Annotated in this window: 17 protein-coding genes; 5 read left to right on the top strand and 12 right to left on the bottom strand. The window is 73.5% G+C overall.

Annotated features, from left to right (window positions below; translation table 11 throughout):
• The first annotated feature begins 308 nt into the window (after window positions 1–308).
• Window positions 309–1,910, top strand: coding sequence for a GMC oxidoreductase (locus tag K6I33_RS12445; protein WP_229350955.1), 1,602 nt, complete (start codon window positions 309–311; stop codon window positions 1,908–1,910).
• 117 nt (window positions 1,911–2,027) lie between these two features.
• Here the strand turns inward: K6I33_RS12445 and K6I33_RS12440 are convergent, their stop codons facing one another.
• Window positions 2,028–4,196: a PIG-L family deacetylase gene (locus tag K6I33_RS12440; protein ID WP_229350953.1), complete on the bottom strand. Its 2,169-nt coding sequence runs from the start codon at window positions 4,194–4,196 to the stop codon at window positions 2,028–2,030.
• 282 nt (window positions 4,197–4,478) lie between these two features.
• Here K6I33_RS12440 and K6I33_RS35780 point away from each other — a divergent pair, with 282 nt between their 5' ends.
• The gene (locus K6I33_RS35780; RefSeq protein ID WP_229350951.1) at window positions 4,479–5,057 is read left to right on the top strand and encodes an RDD family protein; all 579 of its coding nucleotides are present in this window, start codon (window positions 4,479–4,481) and stop codon (window positions 5,055–5,057) included.
• A gap of 30 nt (window positions 5,058–5,087) precedes the next feature.
• On the opposite strand, the gene K6I33_RS12430 is transcribed toward K6I33_RS35780, so the two are convergent.
• Window positions 5,088–6,143: a polyprenyl synthetase family protein gene (locus tag K6I33_RS12430; RefSeq protein ID WP_229350949.1), complete on the bottom strand. Its 1,056-nt coding sequence runs from the start codon at window positions 6,141–6,143 to the stop codon at window positions 5,088–5,090.
• 1 nt (window position 6,144) lies between these two features.
• Window positions 6,145–7,191, bottom strand: coding sequence for a tetratricopeptide repeat protein (locus tag K6I33_RS12425; RefSeq protein WP_229350947.1), 1,047 nt, complete (start codon window positions 7,189–7,191; stop codon window positions 6,145–6,147).
• Window positions 7,192–7,453: 262 nt separating this feature from the next.
• Between K6I33_RS12425 and K6I33_RS12420 the strand changes: the two genes are divergently transcribed.
• Window positions 7,454–9,070 (top strand): phospholipase D-like domain-containing protein, encoded by a 1,617-nt coding sequence (locus tag K6I33_RS12420; RefSeq protein ID WP_229350945.1) that lies wholly within the window; start codon window positions 7,454–7,456, stop codon window positions 9,068–9,070.
• A 203-nt stretch (window positions 9,071–9,273) separates the two neighbouring features.
• Entirely contained in the window at window positions 9,274–10,206 is a 933-nt protein-coding gene (locus K6I33_RS12415) for a D-alanyl-D-alanine carboxypeptidase family protein (protein ID WP_229350943.1), read from the top strand.
• A gap of 30 nt (window positions 10,207–10,236) precedes the next feature.
• On the opposite strand, the gene K6I33_RS12410 is transcribed toward K6I33_RS12415, so the two are convergent.
• From K6I33_RS12410 to K6I33_RS12395, 4 genes are all read right to left on the bottom strand, one after another.
• Entirely contained in the window at window positions 10,237–11,175 is a 939-nt protein-coding gene (locus tag K6I33_RS12410; protein ID WP_229350941.1) for an alpha/beta fold hydrolase, read from the bottom strand.
• A gap of 121 nt (window positions 11,176–11,296) precedes the next feature.
• The gene (locus tag K6I33_RS12405; protein ID WP_229350939.1) at window positions 11,297–12,601 is read right to left on the bottom strand and encodes a wax ester/triacylglycerol synthase domain-containing protein; all 1,305 of its coding nucleotides are present in this window, start codon (window positions 12,599–12,601) and stop codon (window positions 11,297–11,299) included.
• A gap of 81 nt (window positions 12,602–12,682) precedes the next feature.
• On the bottom strand, window positions 12,683–13,927 hold the full coding sequence (locus tag K6I33_RS12400; protein ID WP_229350937.1) for a glycosyltransferase: 1,245 nt from the start codon (window positions 13,925–13,927) through the stop codon (window positions 12,683–12,685).
• A 67-nt stretch (window positions 13,928–13,994) separates the two neighbouring features.
• Entirely contained in the window at window positions 13,995–15,569 is a 1,575-nt protein-coding gene (locus tag K6I33_RS12395) for an alpha/beta hydrolase (protein WP_229350935.1), read from the bottom strand.
• Between the two features lie 161 nt (window positions 15,570–15,730).
• On the opposite strand from K6I33_RS12395, the gene K6I33_RS12390 reads away from it, so the two are divergent.
• Window positions 15,731–16,912: an aminotransferase class V-fold PLP-dependent enzyme gene (locus K6I33_RS12390; protein WP_229350933.1), complete on the top strand. Its 1,182-nt coding sequence runs from the start codon at window positions 15,731–15,733 to the stop codon at window positions 16,910–16,912.
• Here K6I33_RS12390 and K6I33_RS12385 read toward each other — a convergent pair.
• The 5 genes from K6I33_RS12385 to K6I33_RS12365 form a co-directional block, all read right to left on the bottom strand.
• Window positions 16,900–17,142: a hypothetical protein gene (locus tag K6I33_RS12385; RefSeq protein ID WP_229350932.1), complete on the bottom strand. Its 243-nt coding sequence runs from the start codon at window positions 17,140–17,142 to the stop codon at window positions 16,900–16,902. The genes K6I33_RS12390 and K6I33_RS12385 overlap by 13 nt on opposite strands.
• Window positions 17,143–17,154: 12 nt before the next feature.
• Window positions 17,155–17,445, bottom strand: a complete 291-nt coding sequence (locus K6I33_RS12380; RefSeq protein ID WP_229350930.1) for a hypothetical protein — start codon at window positions 17,443–17,445, stop codon at window positions 17,155–17,157.
• Between the two features lie 161 nt (window positions 17,446–17,606).
• Window positions 17,607–18,752: an amidohydrolase family protein gene (locus K6I33_RS12375; RefSeq protein WP_229350928.1), complete on the bottom strand. Its 1,146-nt coding sequence runs from the start codon at window positions 18,750–18,752 to the stop codon at window positions 17,607–17,609.
• A gap of 1 nt (window position 18,753) precedes the next feature.
• On the bottom strand, window positions 18,754–20,112 hold the full coding sequence (locus tag K6I33_RS12370) for a glutamine synthetase family protein (RefSeq protein WP_229350926.1): 1,359 nt from the start codon (window positions 20,110–20,112) through the stop codon (window positions 18,754–18,756).
• Window positions 20,113–20,248: 136 nt separating this feature from the next.
• Complete coding sequence (locus K6I33_RS12365) at window positions 20,249–21,475, bottom strand: serine hydrolase (protein ID WP_229350924.1); 1,227 nt, start codon at window positions 21,473–21,475, stop codon at window positions 20,249–20,251.
• Window positions 21,476–21,552 lie beyond the last annotated feature (77 nt).

Below are 21,552 nucleotides of genomic sequence, written 5' to 3'. Positions count from 1 at the left end.
GCGGAGGGCGGTGGCTGGGGCCCGGGGTAACTGCACAGGGCGCTCCGGTGAGTCGGTGACGGCCGGGAGCGTACAGGAGTCATATGTCCCACACATATCGGCTTCGGGGGAGAGCGATACTTGTGATCGTTTTCTATGCAGAAGTGCAAGTGCCTTGATGAAGTCTGGTCATTCTTCTAGGTCTTTCCTGAGCGGAACCTTGGGCAGAGTGCCTGAGTACCGGATTCATCAGCGGTTTCACCAGCCTCCGAAAGGTCAGGATCCACGTGGGAGTCAACCAGCACCTGTCGCGCCGTCGTCTGCTCGGCATGGCGGCCTTGAGCGCCGCCGCCCTCAGCGGGGCCACGACGATCTCCACGGCACCCCGGGCGCAGGCCGCCGGCCGGGCGGCCGGGGACGGCGGGACGTCCGTGCCGGCCGTCGTGATCGGCACCGGTTACGGCGCCGCCGTCGCGGCACTGCGGCTCGGTGAGGCCGGGGTGGAGACCCTGATGCTGGAGATGGGGCAGCAGTGGGACAAGCCGGGCGCGGACGGCAAGGTCTTCACCGGCATGCTCAAGCCCGACGAGCGCTCCAGCTGGTTCAAGAAGCGCACCGAGGCACCGCTCGGCTCGTTCCTCTGGTTCGACGTGGTCAACCGTGACATCACCCCGTACGCCGGAGTGCTGGACCGGGTCAACTACGACCAGATGTCCGTCTACGTGGGCCGCGGCGTCGGCGGCGGCTCGCTGGTCAACGGCGGCATGGCCGTGACGCCGAAGCGCTCGTACTTCGAGGAGGTCCTGCCGCAGGTCGACGCCGCCGAGATGTACGACCGGTACTTCCCGCGCGCCAACTCCACCCTGCGCGTCAACCACATCGACACGAAGTGGTTCGAGGACACCGAGTGGTACAAGTTCGCCCGCGTCTCCCGGGACCAGGCCGCCAAGGCCGGTCTGGGCACCACCTTCGTGCCCAACGTCTACGACTGGGACTACATGCGGCGCGAGGCCGCCGGCGAGGTGCCGAAGTCCGCGCTCGCCACCGAGGTCATCTACGGCAACAACCACGGCAAGATGAGCCTGGACAAGACCTATCTGGCCGCCGCCCTCGGCACCGGCAAGGTCACCATACGGACCCTCCACAAGGTCAAGGCCATCCGGCGGCAGAACGACGGCTCGTACGTCCTGAGCGTCGAGGAGACGGACGCCTACGGCAAGACGCTGGCGGCCAAGGAGATCTCCTGCACCTACCTCTTCCTCGGCGCCGGCAGCCTCGGCTCCACGGAACTGCTGCTGCGCGCCCGGGAGACCGGCGCCCTGCCCGACCTCAGCGCCGAGATCGGCAAGGGCTGGGGCCCCAACGGCAACATCATGACGGCCCGCGCCAACCACATGTGGAACCCCACCGGCGCCAAGCAGTCGTCCATCCCCGCCCTGGGCATCGACGACTGGAACAACCCCACGGCCCCCGTCTTCGCGGAGATCGCCCCGATGCCCGCCGGCCTGGAGACCTGGGTCAGCCTCTATCTGGCGATCACCAAGAACCCCGAGCGCGGCACGTTCGTCTACGACGCCGCCGCCGACCGGGCGGATCTGCGGTGGACCCGCGACCAGAACGCCCCCGCCGTCGCCGCCGCCAAGTCGCTCTTCGACCGCGTCAACAAGGCCAACGGGACGATCTACCGCTACGACCTCTTCGGCACCCGCCTCAAGGCCTTCGCCGACGACTTCTGCTACCACCCCCTCGGCGGCGCCGTCCTGGGCAAGGCCACCGACCTCTACGGCCGGGTCTCCGGCGCCGAGAACCTCTATGTCACGGACGGTTCGCTGATCCCCGGCTCCATCGGCGTCAACCCCTTCGTGACCATCACCGCGCTCGCGGAGCGCAACGTCGAGCGCGTCATCCAGCAGGACATCAAGGCGAAGTGACGGAGCGCTCCGCCGGACGCCGGGATCGGTCACCCGCGGGCCGGTGGAGGCTTGTCGCGCCCACGCGGCGGAGCCGCAATCGACACCGCCCCGCGCCCCTTTCGGGGCGCGGTTCGCTCAGGACGTCAGCACGTCGTCCGGCGCCCGGCCGTCGTGCGTGACCCAGTCGGCGGCGGCACCGCTTCCCGTGCCGCCGATCCGGGCGCTGCCGAGCCGCCCGTCCATGCCCAGCACGACCGCGACCGTGCGCCCTCGGGCATCCCGGGTGAGCGCGGCCGTGCCCCGGTGGGGCACGCCCCCGCCGAGCCAGGGGCCCGGGCGCCCGGAGCCGGCGGACAGCCGCACCAGCCCGGCGGCGTCCCGGGCGGCGAGCACGGTGGCCGTGCCCTCCCGCGCCAGCGCCACCCGGCCGTAGCCGCCGATGGGCGCGCACTGGGCGGTGACGCGCCAGCCGGTGCCGCCCGGCCGCAGATCGGCGACGACCACACGGGAGGTGACGGGTTCGCGCAGAGCCAGGCGCATGCCCCCGCCGGGGAGCGCGGCCAGGCTCAACGGGCCGGTCGCGGCCGGGAGCAGGGTCGGCCCGGCCGCGCGCGGCGTCCCGCCCGGCTCCCCGGACCGCCAGTGGTGGACGGTCCGGGGCCCGGCCGCGACGACATGGACGCGGCCCGTCCCGTCGACGGCGGCGTCCAGGCCGTCCTGGACGACCACCGGCCGCCCGGGCCCCGGGGGCAGCGGCCGCCACGCCCCCCACTCCCCGGAGCCGTCGGTGGAACGGAAGCTCACCCCGCCCGACCGGTCGCGCACGAAGACGAACACCCTGCCGTCCCGGCCGGTCGCCGCGACCGGATAACCCATCTCCAGCGACCCCGAGGGGTCCCTCTCCGGTGCGCCGAGGGACAGCCACGGCCCGAAGGCCGGGGCCCCGGCGGACACCCTGCCGGTCTGGGCCGTCGTCACCACCTCGCGCCGGTGGGGGACACCGGGCGCGGGCAGCACGGTGCGCACGGAGAACAGCCGCAGCGTGCCGTCCGCGTGCCGCAGGGCCTGCACCTGGCCCTCCAGCAGGGAGCCGCCGAGGGGCACCGGCCCGGACCAGACGCCGCTGCCCGCCCCGGTCTCCGTCCAGCAGTGCGCCTGTCCGCCGAGGACCGCGAAGGCCGCGAGCCGCCCGCCCGGCAGCGGCCGCACCCAGTGCTGGGTGCCGGGGGCGCGGTGGCGGAGGTTGTTCGTCCAGCGGGTGTCCTTCGAGCGCGCGCCGACCTTGCGGTCGCCGCACCCGGCCGGATCGCCGCAGTTCCGGCCCCCGACCCAGCCGTAGACGTCGAGGACGGCGGTCTTGCGGGCGGTGGCGGCGTCGTCGAGGCTGTTCGGCAGGAGGGCCACCTCGTAGCCGAGGTAGCTGTCCACGGCCGTGAGCCGTGCGGGCCCCCGCCCCCAGTACCGGGCCAGGGCCGCCTGCGCGAAGTGGGCGGAGGCCGTGTGGTCCTGGTGGTCGTAGGTGGCGATGCCCTGGAGCACGGGAGGGGCGCCGGCGTAGTGCGGCTGCCGCGCCAGGCGCGTGGGGTTGGGGTCGAGGGTCCGGACGACCGTGGGCCGGTAGCGTTCCAGCACGGCGGCCAGCGAGTCGATGACCTGCTCCCGGGTGTAACGGAAGACCCGGCCGACCGGGCTCGCGGTGGGGACGAGCGTGGGGAGGTCCCGCGTCGCGCCCAGCCACAGCCCCCGCAGGCTGTCCCGGCGCGGCGCCCGCAGGGCCCGGGCCTCGACCAGCTCCATGAGGATCAGACGGACCCGGGGCGCGGCGGCGAGTGTCTGCGACTCGACCCGGAATCCCGGCAGGAGCGTCAGCGGCTCGACGTGCCAGGGGCTGAGCCAGTCGCCGGTGACCATGTACGCGGTCGCCTCCCGCAGCCCGTTGATCCTGGCCCGGGCGAAGTCGGGCCGCCGCTCCGGCAGTCCGGCGTAGCCGGGGCCGGTGCTCAGCGCGTTGCGTCCGTCGGACTCGCCGCCGGTCATGCAGACCGTGACGACCGGGGCCGTGCCGCGCAGGCACTGTTCCAGCTCAGGGTTCATGAAGTACAGCGAGTCGTCGGCGTGCGCCATGATGTGGACGAACGCCTCCGAGGGAGCGTCGTTCGCGGGCCGTGCGCCGAAATGCCCCCGTCCGGCGCCCTGTTGAGCCCCCGGTGCCGACCACTGGAGCGCGCCCGCCGCGCCCGCGCCGGCGATCAGGCCGCACCCGGCGGTGCGGAGGAGCCGGCGACGCGCTATTCGTCCTGACACGACGGATCTCCCCTCGGCGACGGGTGGGGGTGTGCGGAAACGACGGAGCGCGGGGGAGCACCCGCGAAGAGAAGGGTCCGATCGTATGATCCGAGTCCGCCGGTTTTCCCGCTGTTGTGTAACAGCCGTGCCACGGCCGTTATGGGCGGCAATCGAAAGCTATGGCAATGTCCGGTGATTCGATGATCCGCGCCGGTCTTCGCGTAACCATGTGGCATCGATTTCCGCGGCCCCCCGAAACCGATTTGTATGATCGGCGGCGTCTCCTATTGGATCAGTTGTGTGAGTCATTACCAGCAGCCTCCGGCCGCCGGGCAGAACCCGTACGGGCAGGCCCCGTACGGCCAGCAGCCCCCCTACGGTTACGGCCAGCCGCAATCCCCTTACTACCCGCCGCCGATGCCCCCGATGGGTGGCGGCCCGCCGCCGCAGGCCCTCGCCGGCCAGGGCGCGCGCCTCGGCGCCCGCATCCTCGACGGCATCTTCGTGGTCATTCTGATGATCGTCCCGCTGGTGATCAGTGGCGTGATCAGGGCGGCCGGCGACGGCGCGGCCCCCCTCGCGACCCTCGTGATGGTCGTCGGCATGATCGCGGTGTTCGCCCTCTACGAGCCGCTGATGCTCTCGAAGTCGGGTTCCACCTTCGGCAAGCGCATCTGCGGTATCCGTGTCGCCCGGCTCTCCGACGGGCAGAACCTGTCCTACGGCGGCGCGCTGTGGCGGATGTTCAGCAGCTACCTCATGGGCTTCGTCCCGTTCCTGGGCCTGCTGAACATCCTCTGGTGCCTCTGGGACAGCCCGTACCGCCAGTGCCTCCACGACAAGGCCGCCAGCAGCGTCGTCGTCCTGCGCGGCGCCTGAGCGCGGGCCGCGTCCGCGGCCCGCGCCCCGTCACAGCCGCCGGTCCACCAGGAACCCGGTGAGCGCGACGAGTTCGTCCACCGTACGGGGTGCCAGGGGCACCCCGTACAGGCATTCCCGGGCCGCCGCCACCCGGCGCCGGGCCTCCGCCAGCGCGGCGTCCCGGCCCCCGGCCTCCTCGACCAGCCCCGCCGCGCGACGGGCGGCGCCGGCGTCCAGCGGGCCGCCCCGGGCGAGGAGCGCGGCGAGCTCGCGGGCGGCCGGGCCGTCCGCCGCCAGCGCGGCCAGCACCGGGAGGGTCTTCTTCCCCCGCGCCAGATCGCTGTGGACCGGCTTGCCCGTGGTGCCCGGATCGCCCCAGATGCCCAGCAGGTCGTCCACGGCCTGGAAGGCCGGCCCCAGGTGCCGGCCCGCCTCCCCGAGCGCCTCCACCACCAGCGGCGGGGCGCCCGCCAGCACCGGACCCAGCGTCAGGGCGCAGCCCAGCAGGGAACCGGTCTTGCCCGCCGCCATCGCCTCGTACTCCGCCGGGCGCACGGCCCCCGGACCTGTCCAGGGCCGGGCCTCGAAGAGCAGGTCGTCGGCCTGCCCCCGCACCAGCTCGCGCAGCGCCCCGGCCAGCCGCGCCACCGCCGCCCCGGCGTGCCCGCCCCCGTGCCGGGCGAGCGTCTCGACCGCGAGCGCGAACAGGGCGTCCCCGGCCAGCACCGCGGGCCCGGTGCCGTACGCCCGCCACGCGCTCTCCCGGTGGCGCCGCCGTTCGTCGCCGTCCATGACGTCGTCGTGCACCAGCGAGAAGGTGTGCACCAGCTCGACCGCCACCGCCGCCACCACGCCCTCGTCCCCGGCCGCTCCCACGGCCTCGGCGCCCAGCACCGCGAGCGCCTGACGGACCCCCTTGCCGGAGCCGCCCGCGCCCGGGGTGCCGTCGGCCTCGCACCAGCCGAGCGCGAACGAGGCCATCCGGCGCGGCCACGGGTGGAGCGTGCCCACCGCCTCCCGCAGGGCCGGGCCGACGAGCTCCCGGCAGCGGCCGAGCACCCCGTCCGGCGACACCGGGGGCAGCGGAGTGTGGACGGACGTCACGTCAGCCCTCCGATCCGGCCCGGACGGGGACGATCCCGAGCTCCGCGCACGCCTTGTCGACCATGTCCCGGGCGTGCAGCAGCCCCAGCCCGCCCAGCCTGCCGCGCAGCTCCTCCAGATCCGCCGCCGTCTCCGCCAGGTCGCGCCCGAGCCGGGCCCGGGACTTCACCAGGCCGAGCGTCGCCAGCGCCGCGCCACGCGGCTCGGACATGGCCCGGAACTCCTCCAGGGCACCGGCGTAGACGTCCCGCGCCTCCTCGTGCCGGCCCGCCCGGAAGAGCACGTTGCCGCGCATCTTGTGGTTGTAGGCCAGCGCGCTGACCAGGTTCATCTCCCGGCAGGCGGTCTCCGCCCGGGACAGCAGCGCCAGCGCCCGGTCCGTCTCCCCGCGCAGGGACAGCACGTCGGCTATGCCGCGCAACGCCCAGGCGTGCCCCCGCGCGTCGTCGGCGCCCTCCGCTATCAGGGCCGCCTCCTCGAACATCGCCAGGGCCTTGTCGTACGCGCCGGTGTTGCGGTGCATCTGCGCGATGCCCTCCAGCGCCCACACCGTGTGCCGGGCCTCGCCGCGCCTGCGGGCCTCCGCCAGCAACTGCTCGTGCAGTTCGGCGACGGCCCGGTAGTCGCCCTGGATCCGGCCGGTCTCGGCCAGTCCCGCGAGCGAGTAGCCACGGGCCACCACGTCCCCACCGCGCTCGGCGAGCCCGGCGGCCATGGCCAGTCGGCGCCGGGCGAGACGGAGCTCGCCGCGCTGCCGGGCCAGGGTGCCGCCGCTCCAGACCGCCCACGCCATGGCGCCCTCGTCACCGGCCCGCCGCGCCGCCCGGTAGCTCGCCTTCCATGCCTCCTCGGCCTCGGTCACCCGGCCCAGCCGCCGGCTGGCCTCGGCGACGGCCAGCCCAGCGTGGGCCGACTCCAGTGCGGATCCGGCCAGTTCGGCGAGCCGCCGCTGCTCCACCGCCCGGCTCAGCACCTCCTCCAGGGAGGAGTTGACGGAGAGCTCGCCGAGCGCGCCCCGGTACTCGGGAGCGAATGCCTTGCCGTACATGTCTGCCTCTCTTCGTGACGCCACGGGCGGGGCGGGCGTGATCGCCCGGCCCCACCAGTGGTGACGAAGCTATGGCCAGAGGCCAGGGTGACGAATCCATCCGGGAGGCGGTCCGGTGTACCTCTGAGGACTGGTGGCCGAAGGGCGTGTCATACGTGAGATGTACGCGCCCGAAGAGCTGATAGTTTCTGCGCGTTGATCTTCCGTTGGCCAACTCTTGGCCTTCCGTTCACGGAATCATTACTTGTTGAAGGACGCACCAATGCTTCGCCACCGGCTCAGCCGTTTACACCGTCTTGCCTCCTGCGCGGCGGTCTCGGCCGTCGCCCTCGCCGCCCTGCCGGCGGCCCCCGCCTTCGCGGCCTCCTCCGCGACCCCGCACCTCGACGCCGTGGAGAAGGCGCTGCGCGAGGTCTCGCCCGGTCTCGAGGGCGACGTCTGGGAACGCACCGAGGGCAACAAGCTCGACGCCTCCGCCGATGACCCGGCGGGCTGGCTGCTCCAGACCCCCGGCTGCTGGGGCGACGACAAGTGCGCCGACCGCCCGGGCACCAAGCGGCTGCTGGCGAGGATGACGCAGAACATCTCGCAGGCGAAGCGCACGGTGGACATCTCCACCCTCGCGCCCTTCCCCGACGGCGCGTTCCAGGACGCGATAGCCGCCGGCCTCAAGGCCGCCGTCGCCTCCGGGAACAAGCTGAAGGTCCGGGTGCTGGTCGGCGCCGCGCCGGTGTACCACATCAACGTCCTGCCGTCGAAGTACCGGGACGACCTCAAGGCCCGGCTCGGCAAGGCGGCCGACAGCATCACGCTGAACGTCGCCTCGATGACGACGTCCAAGACCAGCTTCTCCTGGAACCACTCCAAGCTGCTCGTCGTGGACGGCGCCTCGGCCATCGCCGGTGGCATCAACAGCTGGCAGGGCGACTACGTCGGCACCGAACACCCGGTGACCGACGTGGACATGGCCCTCACCGGCCCCGCCGCCACCTCCGCCGGCCGCTACCTGGACACGCTGTGGTCGTGGACGTGCCGGAACAAGAGCAACGTCGCCAGCGTCTGGTTCACCTCCTCGGGCGGCGACTGCATGCCCACGATGGAGAAGGACGCGAACCCGGCCCCCGCCGCGCGCACCGGGAACGTCCCCGTGATCGCCGTCGGCGGCCTGGGCGTCGGCATCAAGGACTCCGACCCGTCCTCCGCGTTCCGGCCCCAGCTGCCGACCGCCCCGGACACCAAGTGCGTCGTCGGCCTGCCGGACAAGACCAACGCCGACCGTGACTACGACACGGTCAACCCCGAGGAGAGCGCCCTGCGCGCCCTGGTGGGCAGCGCCCAGCGCAGCGTGGTCATCTCCCAGCAGGACCTCAACGCCACCTGCCCGCCCATCGCCCGCTACGACATCCGGCTCTACGACCAGCTCGCCGCCAAGCTCGCGGCCGGTGTGAAGGTCCGCATCGTCGTCAGCGACCCGGCCAACCGCGGCGCGGTCGGCAGTGGCGGCTACTCGCAGATCAAGTCCCTCAACGAGATCAGCGACACGCTCCGCGGCCGCCTCGCCCTGGTGACGGGCGATCAGCAGAAGGCGAAGGCCGCCATGTGCGCCAACCTCCAGCTGGCCACCTTCCGCAGCTCGGACAGCGCCAAGTGGGCCGAGGGCCACCCCTACGCCCTCCACCACAAGCTGGTGTCCGTGGACAGCTCCGCCTTCTACATCGGCTCGAAGAACCTCTACCCCTCGTGGCTCCAGGACTTCGGCTACATCGTCGAGAACCCCGAGGCGGCGAAGCAGCTGGAGACCGAGCTGCTCGACCCCGAATGGAAGTTCTCGCAGGCGACCGCGACGGTCGACCACGCGAAGGGCGTCTGCTCGGCCTGAGCGGGTTTTCCCGGCCCCGCGGAGGGGGAGTGTCCATGGCACGGGCCACGGCCACTCCCCCTTTTTCTTCGGACAAATACGTTCGACCGTCGGGTAATCATCCGACCGTATTCACTGAAGAGTGAATGGATTTCCTCTCCCATGGCACCGGGTGCGACCATGCGCACGCCCCGATCCGACCAGTGAGGAAATCTGGAGACTCTATGCAGCGATATGGGGGACGCGACGCACGGCCGCGCCGCTGGGGAGCGGCGCTGACCGCGTCGGCAGCGGCCGTCGCGCTCGCCCTCCCGGCGGTCACCGCCGAGGCGGCGGGCGGACCGGCGGGAATCGGCGCCAAGGGCGCCTATCTGCTCGACGGCGGCACGGGCCGCCCGTTGTGGAGCAAGGAGGCCGACACCCGTCGGCAGATGGCCAGCACCACCAAGATCATGACGGCCGTGGTCGTCCTCGACGAGCACGCCGGCGAGCTGGGCCGGGAGGTCCCGGTCAAGCAGTCCTACCGCGACTACGTGGCCCGGACCGGCGCCAGCACCGCCGACCTGCGCACCGGCGACAAACTGACCGTACGCCAGCTCCTCTACGCGCTGATGCTGCCCTCCGGCTGCGACGCCGCCTACGCCCTCGCCGACACCTTCGGCAGCGGGGACACGGAGGAGGAACGCACCCGGTCGTTCGTCGCCGCCATGAACGCCAAGGCCCGCGAACTGGGCATGCGCGGCACCCACTACGACTCGTTCGACGGCATCTCCGGCACCGGCGAGAACTACGGCACCCCGCACGACCTCGCCGTGCTCGCCCGGCACGCGCTGCGCAGCGCCGCACTCGGCTCGGTGGTCCGGTCGCTGAACACCCAGCAGAAGGCGACGAATGTGAATCGCCTCTACACCTGGTACAACACCAATAAACTCCTCGGTTCCTACCGGGGCGTCGTCGGTGTGAAGACCGGGTCGACACAGGCCGCCGGGCCCTGCCTGGTATTCGCCGCCACACAAAAGGGCCGCACGGTCGTCGGCGTCATTCTCAACGACGCCGTGGGCCGTTATCCGGACGCCGCGAAAATGCTGGACTACGCATTCGGCGCCAAGACCAGGATGACGCTCCGGAAGCTCCCCAAGGGCGCCCACGAGGACTGATTCCGGCCCTTGGGGTTCAGCCCTTGGGGTTCAGTGCTCCTTGGGCGGGCGCGGCGCGGGGACCGAACCCCGCGCCGGCCGCCGCAGGTACTCGATGGGGTGGCAGTAGTCCAGCCCGTCCAGGGAGCCGCCGGAGAAGAAGCGGACCAGCAGGTCGACCACCGCCGCCGGGCACTCGAGGTGCAACAGATGGTCGGCGTCCTTGAACGTGGTGAACCGGGCGTCCGCGCAGCGCACCGCGGCCGCCCGGCTCAGGGCCGGGGTGCTCAGCGGATCGTGCTCACCCGTGGCCACCAGCACCGGCGCCCGCAGCGCGGGGCCCGTGGGCAGCTTCGCGTTCGCCAGCAGGCGCAGGGAGTTGTCGCGGTACTTGGTCAGGTCGTCCGCGGACATGTCCCGCAGGGCCCCGGTGAGACAGCGGGCGACGATGGCCCGCCGGGAGACGGTCACCCGGGGCGATGTGCACATCATGCCCTCCAGGACGCACTGCACGAACTCCTCGTGCCGCTCCTGGTCCGCCAGTTCGAGCGTTCTGCGCACCCGGGCGCGCGCGGCGGGCGTCAGATGGGACATCGTGCCGAACAGGGCGATCCGCCCCGCCCGCTCGGGGTGCTGCCTGGCCCACTGATAGGCGACCGCGCTTCCGTAGGAGGCCCCGAAGACGTTCACCGGGTACGGCGCGACCTTGGTCAGCAGCTGGTCCAGCGCCTCCGCGAGGAAGTCGAAGCCGAAGCGGGCGGGCAGCCGGTCAGCGCCGCCCCAGCCGGGGAGGTCCACCGTGATGACGCTGGCGGCCTCCAGACACCCCTGCTCCAGCCGCCCCCAGGCGTTCTGGTACTGGAACGCCCCGCCCACGAAGACGATGGGCGCGATTCTGGCGTCCGGCTGGTGGACGACCCGGCCGCTGTACGCGTAACCGTCGAGGGTGAGCGGGATGACCTCTTCCAAGAGGGCGGTACGCGTCGGCACGGCCGGTCTCCGTTCGTGGGGGGCCTTCACCAGAGGAACGACGGCCAATGGGGGGACGTTACTGCCCATATGCCGTACAGGGCGTGGTAACGGGCGGCCGATCGTACGGGTCGTCCGCCGCTCACGGCCGCATCGCGTGGATCTCCTCCCGGATGAGCGACGGCAGCCGCGCGGCCAGCTCCTGGTGGCCGTGATCGGTGACCACGGCCACCACCGCGTGCGCGTCGTGGAGGAACATGGTCACCGCCAGCGCGCGCTCCGGACCCAGCGGCGGCAGCCCTCCGACACCGACGAGCCGGGCCGGGCCGATGCCGAGACGGCTCGCGTGGGTCGCCACGCTGCTGCACAGCAGCGAGGAGTACAGGGGGGAGTTCGCGTAACGGCCGAGGGCGTCGCTCAGCGGCCCGTGCTTGCGGGGCCTCGACGACACCAGGAGCGCCTGGGCCCGCGCCCGCCGCTTGAACTCCGCCCGCCGCGTGAAGCCGTCCACGGCCGCCAGCCGCCGCCGGGGGTCGTCGTGCCGGGGGAGCGGGACGCGGACCGTGGCGTAGTGGTTGCCGAGGACCGCCGGGCCGTCGCCGTCACGCACGTCGACGGGGACCATGGCGCACACCCCCGGCAGCCACGGCAGCGGCCCGGTGGCGCCCACCGCGCGCAGCGCGCCGGCCGTCGCGGCGAGGAAGACCGCGTTGGCGGACGCGCGTCCCGAGGGCAGGGCGTCCCGGGCCGTGCTCACCTCCGCCATCGGCAACCGGCTCCAGCCCACCGCCCGCCGGGGGTCCACCGGCCCGTGGAACGGCAGCGGCCGGGCCCGGGGCAGCAGGTCCGCCAGCGCGCGGACCGGCCCGAAGCGGGCCGGGGCCGGGTCCGTCCGGCCAGGCGCCGGCCGGACGCGCGGGCCGGGCACGGCCGGCCCCTGCGCGTCGAGCAGGGCGCGCAGCAGCGTGATGGCCGACACCCCGTCCAGCAGGGCGTGGTGGGTGCGCAGCAGCAGGGCGAAGCCCTCGTCCGTGGGCAGCAGATGGAGCTGCCACGGCGGCCGGGCCGGGCCGAGGGGCTGGGCGAGCAACTGGGCGGCCCGGGCCTCCAGCCCGTCCGGCGCGGGGGACGCGACGACATGGTGCCCGGCGTCGAGGTCCGGCCCCGGCGTCCACCGCGGCCACGCGTCCGGCGCGGTGCCCGGCGTACCGGGCGTCAGCCGCAGCCGCTCGTGGTGCCCCCACCGGCGCAGGACCCTTGCGCGCAGCTCCGCAAGGGGCGGCGGCGAGCCCTGGAACCAGGCGACGAGGCACCAGGTCAGGCAGATCGTCCCGCTGTTCTGGTCCCGGTACATCCAGGCGTCCAGCGGCGGCATGGGCAGGCCGCCCGGCCGCCCGGTCTCCGGGGCGCCGAGGGCGAGGCCGGTGGGGTGCGGGTGCGGTGTCACGGGTCTCCTCGTCCGAAGATCGCCCGGCCCGGTGGCCGGCGCGCGTCGTCCCCCCGGGGAAGTCGGCCGCTCACCGGCCGCTCACCGGCCGCGCTCCGCGACCGCGCGGGCGACGGCCCCCGCCCCGTCCTCCAGCCCCAGCCGGGCCGCCAGTTCGGTGGCGCGCCGGGCGAACCGGGGCTCGCCCGTGGCCCGGCGCAGGGCGGCGGCCAGCCGGTCGGCGGTCAGCCGGGCGAACGGCAGCACCCCCGGGCTCACGCCCAGCCGCGTCAGCCGCTCGGCCCACCACGGCTGGTCGGTGAGGACCGGTACCGGCACCGCCGGCACCCCGGCGCGCAGCCCGGCCGCCGTCGTCCCGGCGCCCGCGTGGTGCACCACGGCCGCCATGCGCGGCATCAGCCAGCCGTGCGGGATCGGGCCGACGGTGATCACGTCGTCGTCGAGCACGGACAGCCCGGCCCAGCCGGACTGCACCACCCCCCGCAGCCCCGCCCGGCGCAGCGCCCGGGCGGTCAGCTCGGCCAGCCGCCCCGGGTCGCCGGGCATCATGCTGCCGAAGCCCACGAACACCGGGGGCGGGCCGGCCGCGAGGAAGTCCGTGACCAGCGCCGGGGGCTGCCAGTCCGCGCACTCGTGCGGCCACCAGTAGCCCGCCACGCCCAGCCCGGGCCGCCAGTCGGCCGGGCGGGGCACCACCGAGGGGCTGAAGCCGTGCCAGATGGGCCACCCGGCGCGCTCCCGCGCCACGCGCAGCCGGTGGGTGCCGCGGTGGGCCAGCCCGAGCCGGGTGTGGAGCTCCCGGTTGGCGGCGGTGTAGACCGCGTCCAGCAGCGCGTTCGCCGCGTGGCCGCGCAGCCGGTTGGCGTGGCCCGGGGGCCGCCAGGCCGTCGTGCACGGGGAGAACGCGGAGGTGGGGGTGTCGGGCTGGAGGAAGACGCCCATGCTCGGCAGGGCGTGGTAGTCCGCCACCACCCGGCCCAGCGGCGCCGTGATGGCCGACAGCAGGACCAGGTCGGCCTTGAGGTCGACCCCGGCGAGGATCCCGTCGACGAGGGAGACCGCCGCCCGCTCGGTGGACCGGACGAACCGCAGGCCCGCCAGCGGCGACCGGAGGCCGCCCCGCAGCCGGGCGTGGGCGTCCAGCAGGTCCTCGAACGGGTCCGCCGCCAGCGCGCGCATCCGCAGTCCGCAGCAGGCCACCACGTCCGCGAACTTCGCGTGGGTGACGATCTCCACGTCATGGCCCTCGGCGAACAGCCGGTGACCGAGACCGGTGTAGGGGGCGACCGAGCCCATCGTGCCCGCTGTGATGATCTGGATGCGCATCTCCCGGCCTCCTGCCGCCGCCCTGCCGACTCAACGAGAGGGCACCCGGACCGGATACGGCGTGGCGCTATCCGGCCGCGCCGGCGGGCACGGGCAGCGGCTTGGCGGCGCAGGTGGTGTCCCGGGCGGGCAGCGCCCCGGTGAGCAGGTAGGCGTCGACGGTGCCGTCCACGCAGGCGTTGCCGTTCTGGTACTGGCCGTGGTCGCCGTCGCCGGTGACGGTGACCAGGCGCGAGCCGCGCAGCGCACGGTGGGCCCGCAGTGCCCCCTCGTAGTAGGTGGCCGGGTCGTGCGTCGAGTTGACCATGAGGGTGGCGGGCAGGCCGGCGCCGGTCACCTTCACCTCGGGCGCGCCCGACCTCGGCCAGAACGCGCACACGGAGGCGTAGGTGAGCTCGCGGGCGCCGAGGAGCGGCAGAGCGACGGTGTCCTTGGCGCTCCGCGCGATCCAGTGGCCGGTGTCACGGTTCCACGGGGTGTCGTTGCAGGTGACCGAGAAGTACTCGGCGAAGAAGCCCGGATCGGGGTACTGGCCGAAGAGCTGCTCGACGAGGCCCTTCTCCTGCGGCGTCGCGCTGTCCCAGTGGTCGAGCGCCGCGAGCGCCCCCGCCAGCGCGGGGAAGCCCCTCGACGCCTTGTAGATTGCCGAGCTCGTGCCCGCGTCGAACATGTTCGGGTCGAGGACGGCCGATCCGACGGTCAGCGGCTTGTCGTGGAGAGCCGCGCGGCGGCGCTCCCAGTTCGCCTTCGCCTCGGCGGCCGTGCGCCCGTAGTGGTAGACGCTGTCGTACTTGGCCAGCCACGGCAGGAAGTCCTCGTCGAAGCGGCGCTGGAAGCTCTTGGGCTGGCCCGTCATCCACCGCTCCATCGTGCTGTCGAAGCCGATGTTGCTGTCCAGCACGGCCCGCTCGACGCGCTGGGGGAAGAGCGTGGCGTAGTAGGCGCCGACCGTCGTGGCGTACGAGGCGCCGTAGTACGAGATCCTGGGCGCCCCGAGCAGCGCGCGGTACAGGTCCATGTCACGGACCGTCTGCTCGGTGGTCAGATAGGGCAGCAGCCCGCCGCTGCGCTCCTGACAGTCGTCGACGAACTTCCGCGAGCGGTCCAGCACCGCCTGGACCGCGGCGGGGGAGCGGTCCCGGGAGTCACCGGCCATGAAGGACGGGAACTCCTCCTTGGTCTGGCACACGGCGTGCGTGCTGCGCCCGACGCCGCGCTGGTCGAAGCTGACCACGTCGTACACGGCGGCCACCGAGGGCGAGGACTTCGCGAAGTCCGCCGGCCTCAGCAGCCCCTTGCCGCCCGGCCCGCCCGCGGCCATCATCAGCACCCCGCGCCGCTTCGCCGGGTCGCCCGCCCTGTGCCGGGAGACGGCGATGGTGAGGTCCGGGCCGGCGTCCGGGTGGTGCCAGTCGCGCGGGACGGCCATCGTCGCGCACTCCAGCGACGGGTCCCCCTCGCACGGCCGCCAGTCGAGCTTCTGGTCCGCGTAGCGGGACGGCACGGACTGACCGGCCGTCACGGCCGGCCGGGGATGGGCCTCGGCGGCGGCCGCCGGGAGGGCGGTGACGGCGAGGACGGCCGCCACGGCGCCCGAGAGGGCGGACGCCGTGCGACGAAGGGACTTACCGGATGCGGACATCGAATTCTCCTGCGTGATCGCGGTGACGACAACGATGTTCGCGTTACGGCAGGTACATGATCGATCCTGCTGGTATCCGTTCCGGGGGTGGCACTGGTGCCACCCCCGTGCTGAAGTCGACCGGTCGGACGAACCCTCAACCCTCAGGAGGACCGCACATCATGGACATCACCGCACTGCGCGCCGGCACCCCCGGCTGCGCCCACCGGATCCACCTGAACAACGCCGGCGCCGGCCTGCTCTCCCGCCGGACCCTGGAGACCGTGACCGCCCACCTCGAACTGGAGGCCCGTATCGGCGGCTACGAGGCCGCGACCGAGCGGCTCGACGCCATCGAGGCGGTCCCCGCCACGGCCGCCGAGCTCATCGGCGGACGGGCCGGGGAGGTGGCGCTGTTCGACAACGCGACCCACGCCTGGCAGGCCGCCTTCTACGCGCTCTCCTTCCGCCCCGGCGACCGGATCCTGACCGGGCACGCCGAGTACGGCAGCAACATGCTGGCCTATCTCCAGGTGGCCCGGCGCACCGGCGCCGAGATCGTCGTGGTCCCGGACGACGAGCACGGGCAGCTGGACACCGCCGCGCTGGAGGACCTCATCGACGAACGCGTCCGGCTGGTCGGCATCAGCCACGTCCCCACCGGCGGCGGCCTGGTGAACCCGGTCGCGGCCGTCGGCCGGATCACCCGCCGGGCCGGGGTGCCGTTCCTGCTGGACGCCACCCAGTCGGTCGGCCAGTTCCCCGTCGACGTCCAGGAGATCGGCTGCGACATGCTCGTCGCCACCGGCCGCAAATTCCTGCGCGGCCCGCGCGGCACCGGGTTCCTGTGGGTGCGCCCGGAGGCGCTCGAATACCTCGAACCGCATGTCAACGAGTTCTCCGCGTCCGTCTGGGACGACAAGGACGGCTTCACCTGGCGGGCGGGGGCCGGGCGGTTCGCCACCTTCGAGATGAACTACGCGGCCGTCCTCGGCCTGGGCAGCGCGGTGCGCCAGGCCCTGGAGCTCGGCCCGGCCGCGATCGGCGAACGGACCCTCGCCCTGGGCGCGGCGCTGCGGGAGCGGCTCGACGCGCTGCCGGGCGTCACGACGTACGACCAGGGCCGCGAGCGCTGCGCCATCGTCACCGCCCGGGTGGCCGGCGTGCCCGCGGCCGGGGTCAAGGACGCGCTGACCCGGCACGGGATCAATGTCAGCCTGACCTCGCCCGAGCAGGCGCGGACCGAGGGCCGGGACGTCCACCCGCTGGTGCGGCTCTCCCCGCACTACTACAACACCGAGGAGGAGCTCGACCGGGCCGCCGGGGTGCTGGCCGGGCTGGCGCGGCCGGGTCAGCCGAGATAGTCGATCTGATAGATGTGCAGGGTCTTCGTCTGGTGCCCCAGATAGATGACGACGAGGACCTCGTCCAGCACGAGCATCCGCATGATCCCGTCGTCCTCGCCGTACGGGACGGTCACGGCGAACGGGTCCGTGCAGGCCGAGGCGAGGACGTCGCTGAGCCGTGCGCTCACCGACGGCGGGAGGGAGTCCCAGACGGCGGCTATCGTGGCGTCGTACTTGAGCGCGTACACCGCTCCAGGTTCTCAGCCGCAGGGGGTGCCGTGGGCGCGAACGAGCGCGGCGTCCTCCTGGACCTTCTGGGTGATGTCGATCCACTCGCCCGGGACCTCGCCGCCCGCCGCCTCGGCGGCCGCCGCCTGCCGGCCGCGCTCGACGGCGGCGAGCGTGCGCTCGGCGATGCCCTGCCACTTCGCGAAGACGGTCAGCATCTCGTGCGCCGGGGCCCGGCCGATCTCGCCGATGAAGCGCTGGGAGAGGTCGGGACTGCCGAGAGCGTCGCGAATGCGCTCGATGCTCCACGGTCCGGTGGTCATGGGTCCTCCCCGCGTCGGCGGCTCGACCGCCCAGGGTAGCGAAATTGTCCTCTCCGTATGGCGGGAACCGGATGCGGCCGTGGACCGACGGCCGCCTACCGCAGGAGGACCACGCCGGTGACCCCCCGCGCGTAGCCGGCCGGGCCGGCCCGCGGGGTGGTTCAGCCCGTCGTGCCCGGGTGTCCTCCGGGAGCGTCCAGGCCGTACAGGCGCCGGGCGTTGTCCGCGGCGACCAGGGCCGCGACCCGCTCCGCGTCCGCAGCCGGCCAGGAGCCCTCCCGCACCCACTCCGTCACCAGCCCGCCGAGCGCCCCCCGGAAGAGCTCCGCGCCCACGACGTAGAGCTCCGCGAGCCCGTAGCCGTCCGTGGAGAACATCAGCTTGCCGAACGGCGTCAGCTCCAGCATCTCCGCCAGCACGGCCCCGGCCCGCGCGCCGGTGTGGGCGAGGGTCAGGCCCACGTCGGCGTAGACGTGAGGGAAGACGGCCGCGAGATAGGCGGCGCCGCGGTGGTACGGATAACAGTGCAGCAGGACCACCGCGCAGCCGGTGGGGCGCACCGCCCGGAGGAAATCGGTGAGCAGCAGCGGGTCGCTGTGGTGCAGCCGCAGGTCGGGGTCGCCGAAGCCGGTGTGGATCTGGAGCGGCAGCCCGGTGACGGCGGCCGACCACAGCAGATGGCGCAGCAGCACGGGGTCGGTCAGCCGGTCGCCGGGGGCGCGGGTGACCAGCCAGCGGTCGGCGGCCGTGCGCACCTCGGCCGGGCGGGGCCGCTCGGGAGGGAGGTCCAGCCCGTGCCGGTAGGCGGCCAGCGACTTGAAGCCCACCGCCGTACGGGTCGCGTCCGCCACCGCCCGGTCCAGGGCGTCCAGGAAGGCGGCGGTGCCGTCGGCACGATCGGCCAGCCCCTCCGCCAGCGACTCCAGGCGGACGACCTCATGGCACGCGACGCCCCCGCCGGCCGCCGCCAGCTCCTGGGGCGTCGTCAGATCGCCCGGTATCCCGGTGTCCACCACATACGCGCCGATGCCGGCCGCGCCCAGCAGCCGCCGGGTGACCTCGGCCGCGCCCAGCTCGCGGCGGCGGTCGAGATAGCGCCGGGGCGGGGCGTGCGGCTCCAGGTCCAGCAGGGGAGGGCACCAGCGGCGCACGGCGAAGCCGAGCTGGGTGTCGAAGAAGCTGGTGCCGGGCGCGGCGGCCGCGTCCGACTCGGTGAGCCACGCCTCGAAGGCGGCGTCCGTGAGGTCGCCGCGCGCCACGCCGTGGCAGTGCTGGTCGACCAGCGGGGGCAGCCGGAGGCCGGGCATCTCAGTACCGTCCCCGGGTCGCCGCCGCGATCTCCTCGGGCGGGACACCTTCGAACAGCCGTACCTCTCCCTTGCGGACGGCCACGACGGCCTCGAACAGCGCGTCGCCGAGCGCGTCGCGCAGCAGCCCCGAGCGCTCGAAGTGCTCCACCGCCTCGGTCAGCGAGGCGGGCAGGCGCGGCGCGGCGCCCGTGGCCGCCGGGTCGCCGCTGACCGGCGGGGGCAGGGCGAGCCCGGCGTCCAGGCCGGCCAGCCCGGCGGTCAGGACCCCGCCGACGGCCAGATAGGGGTTGGCGGCCGGGTCGAAGCACTTGACCTCGGCGTTGGCCGCTCCGGGGGCGTCCGGGGCGCCCGTGATGAAGCGGAGCGCGGCCTCCCGGTTCTCCAGGCCCCAGCACTGGTACGCGCCCGCCCACCGCGAGGGCGCGAGCCGCAGATAGCTCGCGGGCGACGGCGCGCCCAGGGCCAGCAGCGCGGGGAGCTCCGCGAGGATCCCGGCGAGGAACGCCTCGCACTCCCGCGTCATGCCGTACGGGCCGTCCCCGCCCGAGCAGAGGGGGCGGTCGTCCTCCCAGAGGCTGAGGTGGAGGTGGGCGCCGTTGCCCACGCCGTCCGGCACGACAGCGGGCCCGAAGAACGCGTCGAGGCCATGGGCCAGGGACACGGCCCGGACCGTCTCCCGGACGAGCATCGCGAGATCGGCCGCGCCCACCGGGTCCGCCGCGGCGACCGACACCTCGAACTGCCCCGGTGAGTACTCGGGGTGGAGCTGGAGGACGTCGACGCGCTGGGCGGCCAGGGCGTCGAGGATGTCGCCGAGATAGCCGGACAGCTCGGTCACCCGGGCCATCCCGTAGGCCGGCCCGGCGCAGGCGTAGGCCGGTTCTGGGCCCTCCGCGCCCGCCCGCGCCACGACCCACTCGGTCTCGAACCCCATGCGCAGCCGCAGTCCCCGGGCGGCCGCCGCCTCGGTCGCCCGGCGCGCGAACCGCCGCTGGCAGGCGAGGTACGGGCCGCCGTGCTGCTCGTAACGGTCGGCGGGCGCCCAGGCCCAGCCGGGCCGGGCGGCCAGCACGGTCAGCCGCTCCAGGTCGGGGAAGAGCCGCAGGTCCCCGTCGGGGCCGCCGATGTGGGGGCTGGTGACGCTGGAGTCGTCGACGAGGTAGACGTCGAAGCAGGGCGACATGCCCACGCCCCAGCGGGCGGCGTGGGCGAGCCGGCCCGTGGGGACGGTCTTGACGCGGGAGATGCCCGCGTTGTCCACCCAGGCGAGGGCGACGCCGTGGACTCCCTGCGCGGTGAGCTGCGCGGCCGCCTGCCGGGCCGCCGACTCCTCCCGCTCCCGGTCGGGTCGTTCCACGGCCGCTCCTTCCGTCGGGAAAGCTGAGAAGGCGGACCGTGTCCGGGGAACCGGGCACGGTCCGCTCGTATTACACCTCACCGGCCCCGGCCCGCGCCGGAGATCCGGAGCGGCGGGGGCGTTGTACCGGCGCGCGTCAGCGCAGCGCGGTGAGCTTGTTCAGGGTGTCGCGCTCGGCGCCGGCGGGCTTGGCCGCGCCGCAGTACTCGGCCTGGACCAGGGAGACCAGGTCGGCGTGCCAGTCGCCGTTGTAGTTGAACGCGGCGGTGTGGCCGCCCTTCTCGTCGGAGACGACCAGGGAGGTGGAGCCGTGGATGCCGCCGCTGTGGCTCCAGACGGTCACCCCGCACGACAGGGTGGCCGACATGATGCCCAGCCCGTAGCGGGCCGGCGAGTCCTTGCCCATGGGGATGGTGGTGAGCAGCTCCCGCTGCTGCTTCCCGGGCAGGAGCTTGCCGCCCAGCAGCAGGTCGTAGAAGCGGTTGAGGTCGCCGGTGGTGGAGATGATCGCGCCGGCCGCCCCGCCCCAGGAGGGGTTGAGCTCGGTGACGTCGTAGACCTTCGCGTCCGGCTCCTGCTTGAGGAGCTTGCTGTAGCCGCGTCCGTGCGGGCCGGGCATCGAGAGGGAGGTGCCGGGGTAGGTGGTGGAGCGGAGTCCGGCGCGGCGGATGACGCGCTGGGTGACCTCGGTGGCGTAGGAGCGCCCGGTGACCTTCTCGATGATCATCCCGGCGAGGATGTAGTTGGTGTTGGAGTAGTGGAAGTCGGTGCCCGGCGCGAAGTAGGGCTCGTGGCGCAGGGCCACGTCCACGAGGTCGCGCGGGGTGCGGGTCTCGAAGCGGCGCTCCATGAACTCCGTGGAGAGGTACTTCCGGAAGCCGTCGTCCTCCGTGTAGTTGTAGATCCCGCTGCTGTGGTTGAGCAGCTGGCGGATGGTGACATGGCCGCCGTCGTGGCCGCCCTTGCCGCGCAGGACGCCGGGCAGCCTGCTCTCCACGGTGTCGTCGAGGCTCAGCCTGCCCTCGGCCTCCAGCTGGAGGAGGACGACCGAGGCGAAGACCTTGCTGATGCTGCCGATCCGGAACCGGTCCTCGGGGAGCCGGGGGCGACGGGTGTCGACGTCGGCGACGCCGGAGGACCCGTTCCAGGTGGCGATCTTGTCCGGAAACCTCTCCCGGGCCTGTCCGAGGACGCCGGGTACGCCCGCCTTGACCTCGGCGTCCATCACATCCTGGGTCGCGCGGTGGCCGTGCCCCGCGGCGGGCGCGGCCGAGGCCGCCGGGGCCGTGGCGGTGAGGGCGCCGGCGGCCGTCGCGGCCACCACGAACCCGGTCAGTGCTCTGCGTATGGACCGTGCGCTCATCTTCCCTGCCTCTCGTACGGGACGGTGGACACTCACGAGGACCGCTGTGATGTCCCGTGGGTTGAGCGGCAGTTGGG

This window comes from Streptomyces sp. UNOB3_S3, assembly GCF_020740895.1.
Classification (GTDB): Bacteria; Actinomycetota; Actinomycetes; order Streptomycetales; family Streptomycetaceae; genus Streptomyces.
The sequence above is the reverse complement of the archived record's forward strand: the minus strand, read 5'-3'. Positions and strand labels throughout refer to the sequence as shown.

Coding starts and splice junctions, on each gene's coding strand:
- K6I33_RS12445 (WP_229350955.1), top strand. CDS start 309: ATGGCGGCCTTGAGCGCCGCCGCCCTCAGCGGGGCCACGACGATCTCC.
- K6I33_RS12425 (WP_229350947.1), bottom strand. CDS start 7,191: ATGTACGGCAAGGCATTCGCTCCCGAGTACCGGGGCGCGCTCGGCGAG.
- K6I33_RS12420 (WP_229350945.1), top strand. CDS start 7,454: ATGCTTCGCCACCGGCTCAGCCGTTTACACCGTCTTGCCTCCTGCGCG.
- K6I33_RS12415 (WP_229350943.1), top strand. CDS start 9,274: ATGCAGCGATATGGGGGACGCGACGCACGGCCGCGCCGCTGGGGAGCG.
- K6I33_RS12400 (WP_229350937.1), bottom strand. CDS start 13,927: ATGCGCATCCAGATCATCACAGCGGGCACGATGGGCTCGGTCGCCCCC.
- K6I33_RS12395 (WP_229350935.1), bottom strand. CDS start 15,569: ATGTCCGCATCCGGTAAGTCCCTTCGTCGCACGGCGTCCGCCCTCTCG.
- K6I33_RS12390 (WP_229350933.1), top strand. CDS start 15,731: ATGGACATCACCGCACTGCGCGCCGGCACCCCCGGCTGCGCCCACCGG.
- K6I33_RS12380 (WP_229350930.1), bottom strand. CDS start 17,445: ATGACCACCGGACCGTGGAGCATCGAGCGCATTCGCGACGCTCTCGGC.
- K6I33_RS12375 (WP_229350928.1), bottom strand. CDS start 18,752: ATGCCCGGCCTCCGGCTGCCCCCGCTGGTCGACCAGCACTGCCACGGC.
- K6I33_RS12365 (WP_229350924.1), bottom strand. CDS start 21,475: ATGAGCGCACGGTCCATACGCAGAGCACTGACCGGGTTCGTGGTGGCC.